Origin of the sequence: Succinivibrio dextrinosolvens DSM 3072 (assembly GCF_900167015.1) — a bacterium.
Classification (GTDB): Bacteria; Pseudomonadota; Gammaproteobacteria; order Enterobacterales; family Succinivibrionaceae; genus Succinivibrio; species Succinivibrio dextrinosolvens.
On sequence record NZ_FUXX01000046.1, the window covers coordinates 1 to 19037 of the forward strand.

Genomic DNA, 19037 nt, shown 5'->3' on the forward strand with positions numbered 1-19037 from the left:
CAACAAAATCGTATTTGAAAATTTCAATTCCCTAGAAATAACAAAATTCTATGTTTGAAAAATGAAAGAGGCTGACATACTTTTTAGCCAGCCTCCTTGAAGAATTTACGATGAAAAATTACTTTTTCTTGTTAACTGCGTCTTTTAATGCAGAACCAGCTGAGAAAGCAGGTACCTTGGTAGCTGCAATCTTGATAACTTCACCAGTTCTTGGATTACGACCCTGACGAGCTGCTCTCTTTGATACCTTGAAAGTACCAAAGCCGATTAGCTGAACAGTGTCACCCTTAACTAATGCTGCCTGTACAGACTCTAGGAAAGCTTCAACAGCCTTCTTTGAATCAACCTTAGTTAGACCACTAGTCTTTGCAATAGCATCAACAAGCTGAGTTTTATTCATAGTATATTTCCTTTGTGGTTGTTTGTTGTTTTAACTGAATATACATCAAAACTCAGTTGTAGCAAGGAATTGAAGCGATTTTTTGTTGGAAACTGTGAGCTAGATAAAAATATTTACTGTTAAGAAGCTTGTTTTGATGCGGTTTGGGAATAACTAAGGCCTCCAAAACGCTGTATTTATCAGCTATTCAGAGGCCCTATATTTTAGAATAAATATTATAAATTATGCGTGCGTGAAAACCCACGGTTTTAACCGGGTGGATGAGATCTCGCATTATCTTTAAGTATGTGCGGATAAAAACTATAGACACAAGTTAAAAGTGTGATAATATATGTACACGAATGACATGTATAAACATACAAAAACAACTGTATCATTGATAAACTATCATTTTGTGTTTTGTCCAAGATTTCGCAGATAGATATTTAATCACGCCGTTACTTTGTAAGTACAGCAGGAAAAGTCAGTTCTGAAACAATTAAATGGTACGTTGATACCCAAAAAACAAGACCTTAGCAAAGAGTATGAATAAAGGCGTAATATTTAGAGCATATCCAAATAAAGTTCAGCAGGAGTTAATCAATAAAACTCTAGGCTGTTCACGCCTTGTATATAACAAAGGACTAGCTTTCAGAAACGAGAAGTATGCAAAGGGAGAAAAAGTCGGCCATAACCAGACTTCAGCCATGCTTACAGCAATGAAGAAAGAGGAAAAATACTCTTTTCTCAATGAAGTTGATTCTATTGCACTGCAACAGTCTCTTAGAGATTTAGAGAAAGCATTTGTACGTTTTTTTGATAAGAAAGCCAACCATCCAGTATTCAAAAGTAAGCACCACTATCAGTTAAGCTACAGAACAGTAAATCAGAAAGGTAATAATAAAGATTCAATCCGCATTGATGGAAACAGAATCAAACTTCCCAAACTAGGATTATTAAAGTTCAGGCAGACCATGGAAGTCGGACATATCAACAATGTTACAGTCCGCAGAACAGCTACAGGAAAGTATTTTGTAATACTGAATGTTGATTTTGAGCCAGAGAAGCTTGAGTCAAGTTCCAATTTCACAGGAATTGACGTAGGAATCAAGAGCTTTTATACAGACAGCAATGGTAATGTGGTGAACAATCCTAAATATCAGGAAAAGTCACAACAGAAACTCAAACGTGAACAGAGAAAGCTCTCACGCAAGAAAAAGAATTCTAAGAATAGACAGAAACAGAGATTAAAGGTAGCACGAGTTTATGAGAAGATAGCAAATCAGCGTAATGACTTTATTCATAAATGCTCTACAAAGCTTATTAACGAAAACCAAGTGATAGCGGTAGAGGATTTGAATATAAAGGGAATGCTGAAGAACCATAAGCTTGCAAAATCTATTTCAAGTGTAGCCTGGTCAAAATTCTTTGAGACTCTTGAATATAAAGCAGAGTGGTACGGTAGAAAGGTAATCAAAGTACCAACCATGTATCCTAGCTCTCAGACGTGCTCAAAGTGCGGATATAAGAATACTCTGGTAAAGAATCTCTCAGTTAGAGAATGGGAATGCCCATGCTGCCACGCAAGGCACGACAGAGATTTAAATGCCAGCGTGAATATCCTGAATAAAGGCTTGTCAGTAGCCTGAAATACTGACAATACCGTAGGGCATACGGAATTTTAAGCCTGTGCTGAAAAGCTGGAGGAGCAATTCTCCTAGAGATCGTGTAAGACGTAGTTCGCTATGCTGTGGTCTATGAAACAGGAATCCCACGACTTCAGTCGTGGGAGTGTCAAGAATTAGTTTTTAGCAAGTCTCTCTGCTCTTTCACATGCTGCAGCAGTGAAGATAACGTCGGTTGAGCTGTTTAGTGCAGTCTCGCATGAGTCCTGAACTACACCGATGATAAAGCCAATACCGATAACCTGCATTGCGATGTCATTTGGAATACCAAAGATAGAACATGCCAGAGGAATCAGCATTAGTGAACCGCCTGCAACACCTGATGAACCGCATGCACATAGAACAGAGGCAATACACATCAGGAATGCTGAAGCAAAGTCTACATGAATACCTAAGGTATTGGCAGCTGCCATGGTCATAATAACGATGGTAACACCTGCACCTGACATATTAATTGTGCAGCCTAGAGGAATTGAGATGGTGTAGGTTGACTTGTTCAGACCTAATTCCTCACATAGAGCCAGGTTAACTGGAAGGTTTGCTGCTGATGATCTGGTGAAGAATGCGGTGGTTCCTGATTTTGCTAGACACTTTAATACAAGAGGATATGGATTCTTGTGGGTGGTCAGGAATACTAGAACTGGGTTGATAATCAGAGCAATAATCAGCATGGTTACAACCAGCACAACAACTACGTGTACGTAGTTTAGAAGATTTGCAAAGCCGCCTTCCTGTGTGCATGAAGAGTATACAAGTCCGAATACACCCAATGGAGCACAGCGGATAACCATACGGATAACGCCTGATACTGCAATGGCAAGATCATCTAGGACTTTCTTGGTATTGTCGTGTGAGTATCTGAACATCATACCAAGTGCAATTGACCATAGAAGGATTGCAACGAAGTTACCGTTGATGAAAGCTGAAACTGGATTCTCAACAGCCTGGGTTACGAAGTTTACCAATACTTCCTTGATACCCTGTGGAGCTGAAACATTAGCATTGGTTGCAAGTTCGCTGAAGGTGCTTGGGTACATGTAGCTCATTACAAGAGCCAGACCGCCTGAAAGAATCATGCCAGCGAAGTAAAGAGCAATGATTGGCTTTAGGTTGGTCTGCATGCCGGATTTGTGTTTTGCAATAGCTGCAGATACTAGAACGAAAATCAGAATAGGTGCAACTGCCTTTAGAGCCTTAACGAAGATAACACCGAAGGTTGGAATAATTGTGGTGTCATATGGATAAACATAAGCTGCTAATATACCTAGAATCAGACCGCAGACAATCTGAAGAATAAATGGTGTTCTTGAAAGAACCATAAAGAACAGCGGTCCCTTTGGATTTTCACTCTCTAGCATAGTAATTTCCTTTAAATGCTTAAAAATAACTCATCGTTTATAAACAGCTTTTTAATCAAATCTGTTTTATATTTTTCTATCGAAATTTTGTCCGATAAGAATTTTTACAATAAAAAATGATGAAGTGCAAGATTAGATCACACTTTTATTTTTATGAATTATTTTAGTGCAAATTTGAAAAATGCATTTTTGATTTTTGAATGTTGACAGTAAGTCTAAAATTCTGGAATCAAAACCAAGAAAATAGAATTTTAAGCTTAAGTTTTTGGAAATTTGAAGCGGTGTGTATTATAATCTTTGTGTTTTAGAACATTTTGCTTTGGAAACGGATTTAGAAAAATCAGTGAAAAAGCAGAGAGATAGATAAATATTCAGATGTTCTACAACGTGAAAATAACATTTATTGAACACATTCAAATTAGGTACCACCAATGATCTATTCTAAAGAAGTAGAGAATATGTGCCCTGTAACCAAGGGTGCATACCATGGTCCTGCTCCTATTCCTGAAGAGGGTAAGTGGGTTCAGGCTAAAGAAATCAAAGATATCAGCGGTTTAACTCACGGTGTGGGTTGGTGTGCTCCTCAGCAGGGCGCTTGCAAGATGACCTTAAACGTTAAAGACGGCATCATTCAGGAAGCTCTAGTTGAGACCATCGGCTGCTCTGGTATGACTCATTCTGCAGCTATGGCTTCAGAAATTCTTATCGGTAAGACCCTACTTGAAGGCTTAAACACTGACTTAGTTTGCGACGCAATCAACACTGCATACCGCGAGCTATTCCTACAGATCGTTTACGGCCGTACTCAGACTGCATTCTCTGAGGGTGGTCTTCCAATCGGTGCTTCTCTTGAAGACTTAGGTAAGAACCTACGTAGTCAGGTTGGTACCATGTTCGCAACCAAGGAAAAGGGTCCACGTTATCTAGAAATGGCTGAGGGTTATGTAACTCGCGTAGCTTTAAACAAGGACAACGAGATTGTTGGTTACGAGTTCGTAAATCTTGGCAAGTTAATGGATCTATTAAAGGCTCACCCAGAGTTATCTGGTAAAGAGTGTTTAGACAAGATCCGCGGTTACTACGGCCAGTGGGATAATGCCGCTAAGTATATTGATCCAAGACACGAGTAACGAGGTACTAAAAGATGGCATTATTTGAAAGTTATGAGCGTCGTATTGATAAAATCAATGGTGTATTAGCTCAGTATGGCATTAAGTCTGTTGAAGAGTGTAAGGAAATCTGCGCTCAGTATGGTTTAGACCCATATCAGACTGTTAAGGATATTCAGGGTATTGCTTTCGAGAACGCAAGCTGGGCATATACCGTTGGTGCAGCTATCGCTATCAAGAAGGGCTGCAAGGTTGCTGCTGATGCTGCTGAGGCAATCGGTATCGGTCTGCAGGCTTTCTGTATTCCTGGTTCTGTTGCTGAGGATCGTAAGGTAGGTTTAGGTCACGGTAATCTAGGTGCTATGCTTCTACGTGACGAGACCAAGTGCTTCTGCTTCCTAGCTGGTCACGAGTCATTTGCTGCTGCTGAAGGCGCTATCGGTATCGTTCGTAACGCTAACAAGGCACGTAAAGAGCCTCTACGCGTTATCCTGAACGGTTTAGGTAAGGATGCTGCTCAGATCATTTCACGTATCAACGGCTTTACCTATGTTCAGACCAAGTTCGATTACTACACTTCAGAGCTGAAGATTGTTAACACCAAGGCTTACTCAGATACTGAGCGTGCTAATGTACGTTGCTTCGGTGCTGACGATGTTCGTGAAGGTGTTGCAATTATGCACCACGAGGGTGTTGACGTTTCTATTACCGGTAACTCAACCAACCCAACCCGTTTCCAGCACCCAGTAGCTGGTACTTATAAGAAAGAGTGCATCGAGCAGGGTAAGAAGTACTTCTCTGTTGCTTCAGGTGGTGGTACCGGACGTACTCTACACCCAGATAACATGGCTGCAGGTCCTGCTTCATACGGTATGACCGATACCATGGGTCGTATGCATTCAGATGCTCAGTTCGCAGGTTCTTCATCAGTTCCAGCTCACGTTGAGATGATGGGCTTCCTAGGCATGGGTAACAACCCAATGGTAGGTGCAACTGTAGCTATCGCTGTTCAGGTTTCACAGGCTTTAAACAAGTAATTTAAATCCTTATCTGAATAAGTAAAGAAAAAGGCTTTCTCAATGAGAAGGCCTTTTTTATAAATGTCACCTTAATTATATAGATTTTGAATATATAATCTGTTTTGTTAAATTGCAGCCTCTAAGACTAGTTCATTTACAGATGGCATTGCTGAAACCTTAACCTGCATATTGGTTTCAATAATATTAAGCTTGGCCTTGAACCAGGTTGTAGCTGTATCGTTTACCAGCTCCTCAGATTTAAACTGGAATTTAGACTCAGAAATAGAATCAGAAAACTTCACACCAATTAGAGAATTTAAAGGAAAATCTATTTTCCATTTAAACAGTTCTGCCTTATCCTTAGTGTTATCCCAGTATTTAATCAGCTTTGTAAGAATTTCATCTCTGTTTGTATCAAGAATTCCAACAACGTCTTTTTTAATCTTAAGTTCTGGATCGAATTCCTCGTCTACAGGAACAATGTATAGATCTTTCTTGCCATTGATTTTTTCGATTACTTTCTGTGGCTGGAAATCATCATAATTGTGCTTTGATTTTAATTTTTTAAGGATATTAGAGAATAGTTTTGTTTGATTTTTCATATTTATATCCTGATTGAATTGAAAAGCTTCAGTTAAATATTAAGTCTTCTTTTTAACTATTATCGTTGAAGAAAATTAGAGATTTATTATGCTGTTTCTTCATTAGTCTTTTTTGCTTAGATAAGCGTCAAAGATTGTGAATAAAATAAACTGTGCACACGCAAATTTGTCTCTATCTTCAAATAAGTCTTCATTGTCTTCAAATGGAGCCTGTTAGGATCTCTTTAAAAGCTTTCTGTATATCGCCAGCATCTTCAACCTCATCACATGAGGTAAGAATAATTCTGTATTGTGAGGATGTATCTGAGAGAGGCTCAATCTCTAGAGCTGCTTTCAAAGAATGTCCTGTATCAAGACGTATTCCAAATGGCTGACGCATTTTTGAGCACTCACAGGTGGTGTGACCACTTACTGTAAATACTTTTTGGCCTTCAAATATACGCTGAGAGGTATATCCACTCTCCTGTTCTGTCTCTCCTCGCCACCAGGCATACTCTTTATCAAAGTTATCTCTGTCAAAAGGATTGCATGAAAAATCAAAGCTTCTATCTGTAGGCAGACCTGCATGGCAGAAAAGAATATTGCCACTCAGATAATGACTTACACAGTTTTTAACGTATATTTCATATGGAGCAGGGAAGTATTTGTCTGGATTTTTCTTTTCAAGATTCTCCTCTCCATCTAGTACAGCCTTTTCAAATGACTCAAGTGTAGTTTCACCTCCGTTGAAAAACACCCAGAGCTTACTTGGAGTCATACCCTCATCGTTGAAGTCGTTGTAATAGTAGTAATCCAAAGACATGATTTCATGATTACCAAACAAAGTAACAGCATTAAGCTCAAGAAGTCTTTTCACGACTTCAAAGCTTTTTTCTCCTCTGTCTATGGCATCTCCCATGAAAACAACCTTTGATTTCCCATCATAAAAGCTTAATAGACGTTCCATTGCCTCATAACAGCCGTGTATATCTGTCATAACGAATAGTTTTTCTAAGGGTGCAAAACCATCAAGTCTGAAAAAAGGAGTGCTGAGCGTATTATTCATTTTTTTGCGTTTATTAGAGATAGAAAACTATATGATTCTAGATTTTTATATGAATATATACCTAGTTTATATGTTTTTTCTTATTTAAATCATATTATTAGACTTTTTTAATTTTTATGCTAAAGGAAATCTGACATTGTCCGTTAACTTATTTAGACGGATTATTAGACCGGCCAATGAGCCGAATCTCAGGAGAGAAACAAGAGGGCAACCTCTTGAAATTACAAAAAGTTCTTGTGTTTGTTTGATAACTTTGTATAGCAGGTCTATACAAAGTTTCTTTTTAGCGAGATTGAAAAATGACCAAAAGATTTTGCTTTTTTGTAAAGATGGAACTCTCCGGATTATTCTCATTTAAGCGTATGCTTAAAGAAAGAGAGCATCTTGATGAAATATAGTCTAGCCTTTGGCGGACTTTAATGTTCTGAACTGATTTGGTGTGCACCCGAATTTCTTTTTGAACACTCTAAAAAAATAACCTGAATTCTGATATCCGCAGTTTTCGCCAATCTTGGCAATCGGCAGATTTGTCAGCAGAAGGGCCTGCGCCGCACGATCCATTCGATAGTCATTGAGATAATCAATGAAACTTTCACCAAAATTCTTCTTAAAGAATCTGCAGAAATACTCGGTTGTAAAGCCAAGTTTTTCTGCAGTTTCATTAACTGTAATATTCTTTCGGTAATTTTCTGAGATGTATTTTAAAAGAAGCTTAACTCGATCTTCTCTCTGCATGGAGGAATTGTCTGATGTGACTGCTTCCTCTGAGAAATAGCCTTTACTCTGCAGAATAGCAAAGATCTCGATAAGCTTTGATTTGATTCTAAGTCTTGAACAGACCGAATTTGCCTTTGAGTTGGCAACTATGTAGTCGATAGCCTCATCAAGGATTTCAAAATCAGGATCATCCGGAGTTATCGGTTTATATTGGGAGGTGTAACCCAAAACCAGAGCTTTGCTTAAAGCTCTCTCATTCTTGTCGTACTCACTGAAAGGCAGCATTTTAGGATTGAAAACTACAGCGCTTTCAGAGGAATAGGATGGAAGAATGAAAGAGTGAAGTACATTGGCAGGTATAAATGCAATTGCTCTGTCTTTTATTTTGTATTCCTGCATTTTGATGGTGTAACTGAATTCTCCCTTTATAAAGCGAACCAGCTCCACATCACTGTGCCAATGCATTTTAATGTTGTTCTCAAAGTTATATCCTGACCACACGTAGCTCTCAAGAGGAAAGTTTGAGTCTCCTCGATTAAGAGTTTCCTTAAGATTTTCTATTTCTAAAACTGTGGTCAAGATTATATCTCCGATTAGTCAGCTACTACTGTATTTGCCTGTCTTGCATCAAGTTCCTTGATGATTTCAGGATATTCCTTATCCAGCTTATAGCCTAACATTGCAATGATACCCAATACAAGGATACCGATTGGAAGCAGGGTGCTTGCCCATAGGATTGCATTGCTTGCTGCAGCTGTCTGTTCTACTGCGTTTGGAACATAACCGCCGAAATCAAGAACAAAGCCCATCAGAACAGGACCTAAACCTGCGCCAACCTTGGTTCCGAAAGATGCACCCGCATAGATGTATCCTTCATGACGTTCACCGTCGCGGTACTCACCATACTCTACAGTATCAGGAATCATAGCAAATAGAGTGGTCCAGGTGAAACCCTGACCAAAACCATAGAATAATGAGGTCAGATAGAATGCATTTACTGAATGAGGGAATGCGAATCTGATTGCCATTGCAATGCACAGCATTACACATGCCATCAGAAGACAGTTTCTCTTGCCTGCAATCTTCAGCATAAATGGTAGCAGAAGAATCATGGTGGCAAATCTGCCTGCATTAACCAGAATACCGTATGTACCAACCAGCTCAGGATCGTTCAGGAAGTACTTGCAGAAGTAGATGTTAACAGTATTGAAGGTAACATCAGAAGTACAAACGAAGACCATTGCAAGAGTCAGCATTACCCAGTAGCGGTTTGAGAACAGTCCCTTCATCGCCTTTTTGAAGTTGCGCTGCTCTGGAGCTGGAACTGGAGATGCAATTCGCTCGTGACAGAAGAAGAAGGTTACAAAGAATACAGCTGCACCGATTACACCGATGGTCAGGAAGGTGTAAGTCCATGCACGGGTATTGTTACCATAGAAGTTAACCAGTGGCATGGTTATAGCTGTAATGGTTGCATTACCTGCAGCCGCGAGCACCATTCTGTAGATAACAATTACAGATCTCTCGTAACTGTCTCTTGTCATCATGGTACTCATCGCGCCGTAAGGAAGATTGATAGCTGTATATACAACAGTAATAGTAAAGTTGTATGAGAAGAAAATATAGATCAGTTTAGCTGTATCTCCTAAACCTTCAGGTACGGAGAACAGCAGGGTTGAACCAAGAATATAAGGAATCAGCATGCGCAGGATCCAGGCTCTTGCCTTGCCGTATGGTGATACGGTTCGCTCGATCAGGTGTCCCATGAAGATATCAGAGAAACCGTCGAATAATCTTGATGCCAGCATTAAGGTTGCAACAATACCAACGTTAACACCAACATACTCAGTGTAGTAGAACATCAGGAAGGCCTGTGTTGCCACGTAAAGCATGCAGCTTGCGAAATCTCCCAGACCGTATGCAACTTTTTCGGTTACTCCGATTGGAAGTGGTTTATCGGCACGATTTTTTAATGCTTCAATAACCATTTTTAATGACTCCTTTAAATTTATTTTAATTTTACAACTGCGGCAGCACATGGGCCAATAACTAGCTTATTGTCAGTGATGCTTACAGTATCTGAACTTTGCAACAGTAATTCTTCACCGTCAGAAAGCTGAATCTCAAGATTGCCATCCTCAAAGTTACAGAAGATTCCAACCTTATGCTGATCATCAGATCTGGAGTATGCGATTACTTCATCTGAATGCAGGTCAATCTCTTCAAAACGACCATAGGTAAAGCAGTTTAGAAGGTCCTCGGACTTTCTTAGAGCTGTCAGTTTCTTATAGTAGTTAAGAACAGAATTCTTATCTTTTTTCTGTGACTCAACATTCATGGACTTGTAGTCCTGGTGTACTTTCATCCAAGGTGTTCCGGTTGAGAAGCCGGCATTTACAGAATCATCCCAAAGCATAGGAGTTCTGGCATTGTCACGGGCATGATTGTTTAATGCATCTAAAGCCTGTTCTTCAGTTAATCCGTGAGCAAGGCATTTTTTATATTCATCATGTGAGAGCAGGTCTTTGAATTCGTCTAGGCTGTCAAAATGAGTATTGGTCATACCCAGTTCCTGTCCCTGGAAAATAAATGGCAGTCCGCGAAGGAACATGAATGCAGTAGCCAGAGCCTTTGCTCCATTTGCATTCTGCTGATGAGGCTTTAAGTACAGACTTACTGAACGAGGCTCATCATGGTTTTCAAGGATAGGGCAGATAAATCCGCTTAAACCAACCTTTTTCTGGGTTGAGAAGTTATGATCTCTGTAGTGCTTAACTGTTGAATGAGGGAAAGCATAGTAGCCTGGCAGAGATTCATAAAGCTCACGTGCTGAAAAGTCAAATAAGGTTGAGAAACAGCCGTTTTCTCCGTAAAGCTTTGGCAGAACCTCATCGCTAACACCAAAAGCTTCTGCAACTGTAAGTGCATTGTATTTGTCAAAGGTGTTTGACTTAAGATCATTTAACATCTTAGGAATTCTGTTTGTAAGCTTGCCGGTCATTTTGTTAGCGGCGCACAGACCGTCGATGTCATCAGCAGGTAAGCCTGGGAAAGATAAATCCTTTGCTACGTTCATGATTGCATCGACACGGAAGCCTGAAATACCTTTATCAAGCCACCAGTTGATCATGTCGTAGACTTTCTTTACAAGTACAGGATTGTTCCAGTTTAAATCAGGCTGCTCCTTTGCATAGTAGTGCAGGTAGTAAAGATCATCATAGCCCTCTACCTTTTCCCATACTGAGCCGCCGAAATATGAACGAAGATTGTCTGGAGTCTTTCCATCCTTGCCCTTGGCAAAGTAGAAATAGGAAGCCTCTTCACCCTGTGGATTCTTTAAGGCTTTCTTGAATAGCTCATGCTCTGATGAACAGTGATTTACCACAAGATCAAGAATAATGTGAAGATCAAGCTTTTTAGCCTTTGCTAAAAGCTCATCGAAATCATCCATGGTTCCAAAAACCGGAGCTATGTTGCGGTAATCAGCGATATCATATCCGTTATCAACAAAAGGAGATACATATATAGGTGATAACCAGATGATATCTACACCAAGCTCTTTTAGATAATCAAGCTTAGAGATAATTCCCTTTAAATCACCAATACCGTCACCGTTGCTGTCCTTGAAGGATTTTGGATAAATCTGATATGCAATTTTTCCATGCCACCAGTTTAATTTCATTTTGCTATATACTCCATTAACCATATTTATGCGCAGAGTATACATTTTTTATTTTATGTAAAATAGTGAACTATTTTGTATTTATATATACAAAATTGATTTTTGATTTAAGTATAGATACATGCTGTATGTTAACTTTTCTTTATAAAACAAAGAACTTACCTATATAAAAGGTATAACAAAAGTGCTCAAAAATGACTGTGTAAATTTAATGTTTTTTAACTTAATTTATGAAACCTATCACATATTAACTGCACTGAATTGATATTTTGAAATAGTTAAGCCGTGGTGATGATTTTGCTATATACTTTGCACACTGATTTTTGGTGTGTGATATGAAGCAGTTACTGTCGTATTTTAAAAAGAATCTTGATCTGAACATTGCTCTGATCCTTGCTGTTGTTTCCTCATTCGGACCTAATGTCTCACTGGAGAGAATTGAAGAGGGACTTAACCTTAGAATTCTGGTGCTGCTGTTCTGTCTTATGATTGTGGTGGCTGGTTTCAGAAAGCTTGGAGTTCTGGACTATCTATATAAGAAGTGTTTTAAGTTTGTGTACGATGCCAGATCATTATCAAGACTGTTTGTCTTTGTATGCTTCTTTTTTTCTATGGCCGTCACCAACGATGTTGCTCTGATTATCTTTGTGCCATTAGCTATTAAGGCTCTGCAGGATTTAGGCCGAGACGATCTTATCATTCCTGTGGTATCACTTCAGACCATTGCCGCAAATGCCGGCAGTATGCTCACCCCGGTAGGTAATCCTCAGAACCTCTTTATATATAGTTTCTATCATTATGATCTTCTGGAGTTTGTAAGAGTAACAGGCCCGGTCTTTACTGTCTGTGCTGTGCTTTTATATATCTTTACCGTATTTATTGATAAAAGTCCTCTTACTTTAAAGGAACAGCTTACAACCCCATTTAAGCCATTCAGAACCGTAGCCTTTATTATGCTTTTCATTCTGTGTCTTATGGCTGTATTAAGAATTATCGATGTCTACTCCATGGCCTGGATTGTTATCTGCTCTGTAGCCGTAGTAGACAGAAAGATGTTCAGACAGGCTGACTACAAGCTCCTGCTGCTTTTTGTATTCCTCTTTGTCTTTGTAAGTAATATCTGTACCTATGCCATGGTAGCCGATGTGGCTCATCACTTTGTCAAGAACTATGAGTACTTTGTGTCACTGTGTCTGTCTCAGATCATAAGTAACGTACCTGCAACGGTTATGCTTGCTGAGTTTGCCATGGATTCAGACAGTCTGTTAAAAGGTGTGAATGTCGGAGGTATGGGAACCTGTGTTGCTTCAATGGCTTCTCTGATTTCACTTAAGGCATATATGAAGGTTGACGGTTCTCGTCCTCTCTACTACTTAAGAAAATTCACCAAATACAACATTAAGTTTCTGTTTGTACTGGTACCAATTCACATTCTGTTCCCTTCAATTTTCTAGGATACAAAAAAAATCACCTAAAAAAAGATATATGCAAGTATAATGTAGACAGTTTTAATGGAGCATTTTATACATGGCATTATCTTTTTTTGCGACCTGTCCTAAGGGATTGGAAAGTCTTTTACTTAATGAACTTATTGATTTAGGTGCTAAAGATGCTAAGGAAACCGTAGCAGGTGTATCCTTCAAAGGTGACTTTACTACAGGTATGAGAACCTGTCTGTGGTCCCGTTTTGCATCCCGTATCCTCCTGGAGCTGTCAGAGTTCTTCTGCGAGACCGACACTGAGCTTTATATCGGTGCCAACGGTGTTGCCTGGGAGAAATACTTTGATAAGAGCAATACTATTTCTGTAAGTTTCTCAGGAACCAATTCCTCAATCCGTAACACTCAGTACGGTGCGCTAAAGGTTAAGGATGCCATCTGTGACCGTATGCAGAAAACCTTGGGCGGAAGACCTGATGTTGACAGGGATAATCCTGATGTGGTCATTAACTGTCATCTGGACAAGAAGGGCAGTGCCAACATTCTTTTAGATCTTTCAGGAAAGGCTCTGTTAAAGAGAGAATACCACCGTGGTACCGGTGCCGCTCCTCTAAAGGAGAATCTGGCTGCTGCCATGATTAAGCGTTCAGGCTATAACAATGAGAACTTCCTGGACCCAATGTGCGGTTCAGGTACTCTACTGTTCGAGGCTGCTTCATTTGCAACTGATACTGCACCCGGTCTTCGTCGTGAGCACTTTGGTTTCTTTGCTCTAAAGCAGTTTGACAACGAAGTATGGCTGAACCTTGTAGAAGAAGCCCGCGAGAGAAGCCGCAAGGGAATTGAGTCTGCAGTTCGCAAGGGAATTCAGATTATCGGCTTTGACCTTGATGACAGAATTGTAACCATTGCCAACGAGAATGCTCAGAAGGCTGGATTTGCTGATCTTGTAAAGGTATTCCACAGCAATGTGCAGAATCTTTATAATCCATTTACCAACGAGAATAAGATTACCATTGTTACCAATCCTCCATACGGTAAGAGAATGGGTAACTTCAATGAGCTTATTTCTTTATATACTCAGATTGGTGCGGGCTTTAAACATTATTTTAAAGGCGCAAGAGCAGCGGTTATCTCAACCTCTGCAGAGCTTTTATCCTGTATGCGTCTGCATGCTGACAAGATTTACAAGCTTTACAACGGTGAGCTTGAGTGTCAGCTGAGAGTTTTCGATATCAATGAGACTGAGACTCTTACTGTAAAGGAAGAGAAGAATCTTGCCATTGCCACCGATTTTTCAAATCGCCTAAAGAAGAATCTTGCCTACATGCAGAAGTGGGCTAAGAATGTAAACACCAATGCCTACCGTGTTTATGATGCTGATGTTCCTGAGTATGCAGCCGCAATTGATTATTACAACGGCTATTATGTAATTCAGGCCTACAAGGCTCCTGCCAAGGTAAATCCTCGTGTGGCAAAGCGCCATGAGCTTGATATGCTCAGTGCTACTGTCGAGGTTGCAGGTGTATCCGGTGATAAGGTAATTCTAAAGAGCCGTGAGGTTATGTCTGGTGACAGACAGTATGAGAAATCAGAGGAATTACGTAACGAATTTATTACCGTAAATGAGGATAATGCCTTATTCAAGGTTAACCTGTACGATTATCTGGATACCGGTCTGTTCTTAGATGGCAGACTTATTCGTAAGCTTATCCGTGAAAAATCACAGGGTAAATCTGTTCTGAATCTGTTTGCCTATACATGTTCAGCATCTGTTGCTGCAGCTTTAGGCGGAGCTACCCGTGTAGTCTCAGTTGATATGAGTAAGACTTATTTAAACTGGGGTATGGATAACTTTAAAATTAACTCATTATCCCTGGATAATACCGATTTTATCCAGGCTGACTGTCTTGCATGGCTGTCAAAGGATCAGGAAGAGAAGTTCGATTTAATCTATATCGATCCTCCAACCTTCTCTAACTCAAAGAGAATGGAGTCATCCTTTGATGTTAAGCGTGACCATGTACAGCTGCTTGCAAATCTTACCCGCCATCTGAAGGATGGTGGAGAGGTAATCTTCTGTAACAACATGAGAGGCTTTGTACTCGATGAGTCAATAAGCGAGTACGGCTTCAGCTTTGAGAATATCTCTGAGAAGACTCTGCCTCGTGACTTTGCCCGTGACAAGAAGATTCACACCTGCTACAGGCTGGTATTTAACAGAGCTGATATGATAAAACAGCCTGAGCCTATGACTTCAGGTAAGGCTGCTCCTAAGTGGCAGAAGAGCCTTTCAGCCAAGAGCGATACCTATCATGACTATACAGACAGAAATGATTATGAGGAATCTGTAAGAGAGACTCTGACCAACAAGGTATGGGGTAATGCCAAGGCTTCAACCTCATCCTACAAGACACAGAAGCAGGGCAGATTCACAAGATCAGATTCTGAATTCAACTCTGACTCTCCTCGCAGAAAACGTTTTGAGGATGGCAAGAGTGGAAGATTCTCAAGGGATCGTAAGGAAAACAACCGTGGCTTCGGCTCAAAGAGCAGAACTGCAAAACGTAAGCCTCGCGTATTCGGTCCTGACGGAATTAAGGATCTGTAATGAGTCTGATATCAATTATTGATGCTCATCTTACAAACGGTGCTGATAAACTTTTAGAAGGGGCAGAGCTCTCAGTTGAAGAGAACGAGAGAATCTGTCTTGTAGGTCGTAACGGCACCGGTAAATCAACACTTCTTTCTTTAATTGAGGGAACCCGCGAGCTTGATTCTGGTCGAATCATCATTCAGAACGGTCTTAAGATTGCAGCTCTGCATCAGGACCCTCCTAAGTACACCTCAGGTACTGTCTATTCTCTTGCTGCAACAGGTGTTCCTGTTGTAGGAGAGGCTCTGGCTAAATTTTTCAGCTGTACCGACCCTCACGAGCAGATGGAGCTGTCATCCTTTATTGATAAGCATGATGGCTGGGCCAAGGATGCGGTTATTAAAAAGGTTTTAAACCGTATCGGCCTTGAGCCAAATACTCCTCTTGCCGATCTGTCAGGCGGTAACAGACGTAAGGCAGCCCTGGCAGTAGCTCTGGCCTCAGAGCCTAAGCTTCTGCTGTTAGATGAGCCTACCAACCACCTTGATATTGAATCAATCATCTGGTTTGAAGAAGAACTTAAAAAGTTCGATGGTACCATTATCTTTGTTACTCACGACCGCTCCTTTGCAGATAACTGTGCTACAAGAATTGTCGAGCTTGATAGAGGTCTTATATATTCTTATCCTGGCAGCTTTTCTAAATATATTGAGCTTCGAGATGAGAGACTTAGAAAGGAAGAGCTTGCCAATATCGAATTTGATAAGGTTCTTGCTGAAGAGGAAGCCTGGATTAGACGAGGTGTTAAAGCCCGTCTTGCCCGTAACGAAGGGCGTGTCCGCGATTTAAAGCATCTGCGTGAGGTTCGAGCCAACCGTCGTGACAGACTTGGAAACGTTATTATGGAGGCTAATGAGGCCTCTCGTAGCGGTAATCTTATCTATGAGATTAAGGATATCTCATTAAGCTTTGACGGAAGAGATATCATTAAAAACTTCTCTGCAACCGTAATGCGTGGCGATCGTATCGGTATCACCGGTCCTAATGGTGCCGGTAAAACCACACTTATCAAGACTCTTTTAGGACAGGTAAAGCCAACACTGGGTAAAATCAAGACCGGTGTTAATCTGGAAATTCAGTATTTTGACCAGTACCATGAGGCTCTTGATTTGGATAAGAGTGTTGCCGATAACGTGGCTGATGGTCATACTGAGGTTACCATCAACGGTAAAAGTAAGCATGTAATCTCCTATCTTGCAAACTTCCTCTTTACAGGTCGCCGTGCCAGAAGTCCGGTTCGCGTCTTATCAGGTGGTGAGAAGAACCGTCTTTTACTGGCTAAGCTTTTTGCCAAAAAGTCCAATCTTCTGATTATGGACGAGCCAACCAACGATCTTGACCTTGAGACCTTGGAACTATTAGAGGATCTCATTGCCAATTACGAAGGTACTGTTATCGTAATCAGCCATGATCGTCAGTTCATCGATAAAGTTGCAACAGAAACCTGGGTATTTGACGGTAACGGAGAGATTGAATCAGTAATCGGTGGCTGGTCTGATGTGCTTGCATACTATGAGCGAGTACAGAAGGATAGAGAAGAGAAAGAGCTTTTAGATAAACAGGATAACGAAGGTCGCGTGGTCAGAGTCGATGTGGCTGTACGTGAGAAGAAAACCTCCGGTCTTTCCTTTACCCAAAAGCATGAGCTTGAGAAAATCCCGGCAAAGGTTGAAGCTCTTGAAGAGAAGATTTCTGTTCTGGATGAGAAACTCAACGATCCTTCAATATATGCAGACGGCGGAGCCAGTGCAAAAGAAATCTCTGATGAGAGAACAAAGCTTGTGGAAGAGCTTGATGCTCTTTATGCACGCTGGGAAGAGCTTGAAATGTTAAGTGAGGAATAACTTGGCAGCCGTATTTTCTAGGATTGACCTGCACTCTCATTCAAATGCCTCAGATGGAGCCTTATCTCCATCTGAGCTTGTAGAGAGAGCGCTCAATAAAGGTCTTACTCATCTTGCACTGACTGATCATGATACAGTTCTTGGTGTAAAGGAAGCTCAAAATGCAGCCTCAGGCAAGCTTGAGCTTATTCCTGGTGCTGAGCTTTCTACCATGTGGAATGGTTATCAGATTCACATTGTGGGCCTCTTTATTGATACGGAATCAGATGTCCTTTTAAAGTATCTTGAAGGTCAGAAGGTATTTCGTGAAGAACGTGCCCGTGCTATCGGTGCCAAGCTTGAAAAGCAGGGCTTTGCCAATGCTTACGAGGAGTGCCGAAAAAGAGCAGCCGATGGAGCTTCAATTACCAGAGGTAATTACGCTCGATACATTGTAGAGATGGGCAGAGCTCAGGATACTAATGAGGCTTTCAATTATTACCTTAAAAAGGGTAAGAGCTGCTATGTAAAGACTATGTGGCCTGATATCTCTGTGGCCTGTAACGCTATTATAGGTTCAGGTGGTGTTGCAGTACTCGCTCACCCACGCCGTTATGAGATGACTAATACCAAGCTGCGTGAACTTATGTCCTATTTTAAGGACTGTGGCGGTCAGGCTATGGAAGTAGGGTGTTCTCAGATGAGTCTTAATGATCTGAACTATATGACTACACTCTGTAGAAAGTATGATTTTATGGCATCACTTGGCTCTGATTTCCATAATGAAGGTCCTTTCAGAGAGCTAGGACTGGGGCTTAGAATTCCAGATGATCTAAAGAAAGTCTGGGAGTGTCCTCAGGCTGAGAGGTATAATTTTCCTACTTTGGAGCCTGTAACTGAGGCCTGAGTAGGAATTAAGCTTAAAGAACAGTCTTGAAACTGGTTAATCTGAAAAAATGAGGCTCCATCTCTGGAGCCTTTCGTCTTCTATTCTTATAGAGGATTTCTATTCCTCATCAAATTCCTTGTTCTTGGCATTCTTCTTAACCACAATTGCGCAGATATCCAGATCATTTTCCTTTTCACCTGCGAATTCCTTTGAAGCTTTGTAAAGTGCAATCAGCTGATCAGTAGCTGATTCTTCAGACTTGTTAAGACAGATATCCAGAGTCTTTTCAACACCGAATGTTTCATCCTTGTCATTTACAACTGAGTAAGCGTAAACAGTTTCCTACTAAAGTAAATTTCTACTAAAAGGCATAATTTCACCATCACTTGTTTCTATTAAGGATGGCGAAAATGCTTGAATCTGAAATCAACCTCAATAACATTTCTAATCTTAAACACAGAGCTATTCTGCAGGCACTTCTAACAACCGAGCTTCCTGTTAATGCAATTTCAAGAAAACTGCAGTGTACTTCTGGCGCAATTTACTATTGCATCAAGAGATACCTGTATAAAGGCTTCAGCGAAAATCGTAACAAAAAGATACAGATGAACCAGCTCTCTTCCTGTGCCCAAAG

Annotated in this window: 14 protein-coding genes and 2 pseudogenes; 9 read left to right on the forward strand and 7 right to left on the reverse strand. The window is 40.5% G+C overall.

The features are described 5' to 3' along the window. Positions 1 to 118: 118 nt before the first annotated feature. Positions 119 to 406: pseudogene (locus tag B5D46_RS10075) on the reverse strand (HU family DNA-binding protein); the annotation flags it as partial. 340 nt (positions 407 to 746) lie between these two features. Between B5D46_RS10075 and B5D46_RS12495 the strand changes: the two are divergent. After that, positions 747 to 818: pseudogene (locus B5D46_RS12495) on the forward strand (IS200/IS605 family transposase); the annotation flags it as partial. A gap of 106 nt (positions 819 to 924) precedes the next feature. Continuing rightward, positions 925 to 2028, forward strand: coding sequence for an IS200/IS605 family element RNA-guided endonuclease TnpB (gene tnpB / locus B5D46_RS10085; protein WP_078929359.1), 1104 nt, complete (start codon positions 925 to 927; stop codon positions 2026 to 2028). A gap of 152 nt (positions 2029 to 2180) precedes the next feature. Here the strand turns inward: tnpB and sstT are convergent, their stop codons facing one another. Next, the gene (gene sstT, locus B5D46_RS10090; RefSeq protein WP_078929360.1) at positions 2181 to 3422 is read right to left on the reverse strand and encodes a serine/threonine transporter SstT; all 1242 of its coding nucleotides are present in this window, start codon (positions 3420 to 3422) and stop codon (positions 2181 to 2183) included. A 431-nt stretch (positions 3423 to 3853) separates the two neighbouring features. Here sstT and B5D46_RS10095 point away from each other — a divergent pair, with 431 nt between their 5' ends. Both B5D46_RS10095 and B5D46_RS10100 read left to right on the forward strand, forming a co-directional pair. Then, the gene (locus tag B5D46_RS10095; protein WP_078929361.1) at positions 3854 to 4552 is read left to right on the forward strand and encodes an iron-sulfur cluster assembly scaffold protein; all 699 of its coding nucleotides are present in this window, start codon (positions 3854 to 3856) and stop codon (positions 4550 to 4552) included. Between the two features lie 14 nt (positions 4553 to 4566). Beyond that, positions 4567 to 5568, forward strand: a complete 1002-nt coding sequence (locus tag B5D46_RS10100; protein WP_031491154.1) for a GGGtGRT protein — start codon at positions 4567 to 4569, stop codon at positions 5566 to 5568. A 107-nt stretch (positions 5569 to 5675) separates the two neighbouring features. Here the strand turns inward: B5D46_RS10100 and B5D46_RS10105 are convergent, their stop codons facing one another. From B5D46_RS10105 to B5D46_RS10125, 5 genes are all read right to left on the reverse strand, one after another. Further along, on the reverse strand, positions 5676 to 6152 hold the full coding sequence (locus B5D46_RS10105) for a hypothetical protein (RefSeq protein WP_078929362.1): 477 nt from the start codon (positions 6150 to 6152) through the stop codon (positions 5676 to 5678). Positions 6153 to 6351: 199 nt separating this feature from the next. Further along, positions 6352 to 7197 (reverse strand): metallophosphoesterase, encoded by an 846-nt coding sequence (locus B5D46_RS10110; protein ID WP_078929363.1) that lies wholly within the window; start codon positions 7195 to 7197, stop codon positions 6352 to 6354. A gap of 399 nt (positions 7198 to 7596) precedes the next feature. Further along, on the reverse strand, positions 7597 to 8493 hold the full coding sequence (locus tag B5D46_RS10115) for an AraC family transcriptional regulator (protein WP_078929364.1): 897 nt from the start codon (positions 8491 to 8493) through the stop codon (positions 7597 to 7599). Positions 8494 to 8507: 14 nt separating this feature from the next. Next, a complete protein-coding gene (locus tag B5D46_RS10120) occupies positions 8508 to 9902 on the reverse strand; it encodes an MFS transporter (RefSeq protein WP_159443094.1) in 1395 nt (464 codons plus the stop codon). Between the two features lie 20 nt (positions 9903 to 9922). Next, complete coding sequence (locus tag B5D46_RS10125) at positions 9923 to 11596, reverse strand: alpha-glucosidase (RefSeq protein WP_078929366.1); 1674 nt, start codon at positions 11594 to 11596, stop codon at positions 9923 to 9925. Between the two features lie 335 nt (positions 11597 to 11931). Here B5D46_RS10125 and B5D46_RS10130 point away from each other — a divergent pair, with 335 nt between their 5' ends. The 5 genes from B5D46_RS10130 to B5D46_RS10150 form a co-directional block, all read left to right on the forward strand. Then, positions 11932 to 13050 carry an SLC13 family permease gene (locus B5D46_RS10130; protein WP_051639212.1) on the forward strand — a complete coding sequence of 373 codons (1119 nt, stop codon included), beginning with the start codon at positions 11932 to 11934 and terminating at the stop codon, positions 13048 to 13050. A gap of 73 nt (positions 13051 to 13123) precedes the next feature. Next, positions 13124 to 15646 carry a bifunctional 23S rRNA (guanine(2069)-N(7))-methyltransferase RlmK/23S rRNA (guanine(2445)-N(2))-methyltransferase RlmL gene (gene rlmKL, locus B5D46_RS10135; RefSeq protein WP_078929367.1) on the forward strand — a complete coding sequence of 841 codons (2523 nt, stop codon included), beginning with the start codon at positions 13124 to 13126 and terminating at the stop codon, positions 15644 to 15646. Further along, positions 15646 to 17535, forward strand: coding sequence for an ATP-binding cassette domain-containing protein (locus B5D46_RS10140; protein ID WP_078929368.1), 1890 nt, complete (start codon positions 15646 to 15648; stop codon positions 17533 to 17535). The genes rlmKL and B5D46_RS10140 overlap by 1 nt, the downstream gene beginning before the upstream one ends. A 1-nt stretch (position 17536) precedes the next feature. Continuing rightward, on the forward strand, positions 17537 to 18421 hold the full coding sequence (locus B5D46_RS10145; RefSeq protein ID WP_159443095.1) for a PHP domain-containing protein: 885 nt from the start codon (positions 17537 to 17539) through the stop codon (positions 18419 to 18421). Between the two features lie 392 nt (positions 18422 to 18813). Continuing rightward, positions 18814 to 19037 (forward strand): hypothetical protein (locus tag B5D46_RS10150; RefSeq protein ID WP_143675648.1); only part of this gene is annotated, 224 nt, incomplete at its 3' end.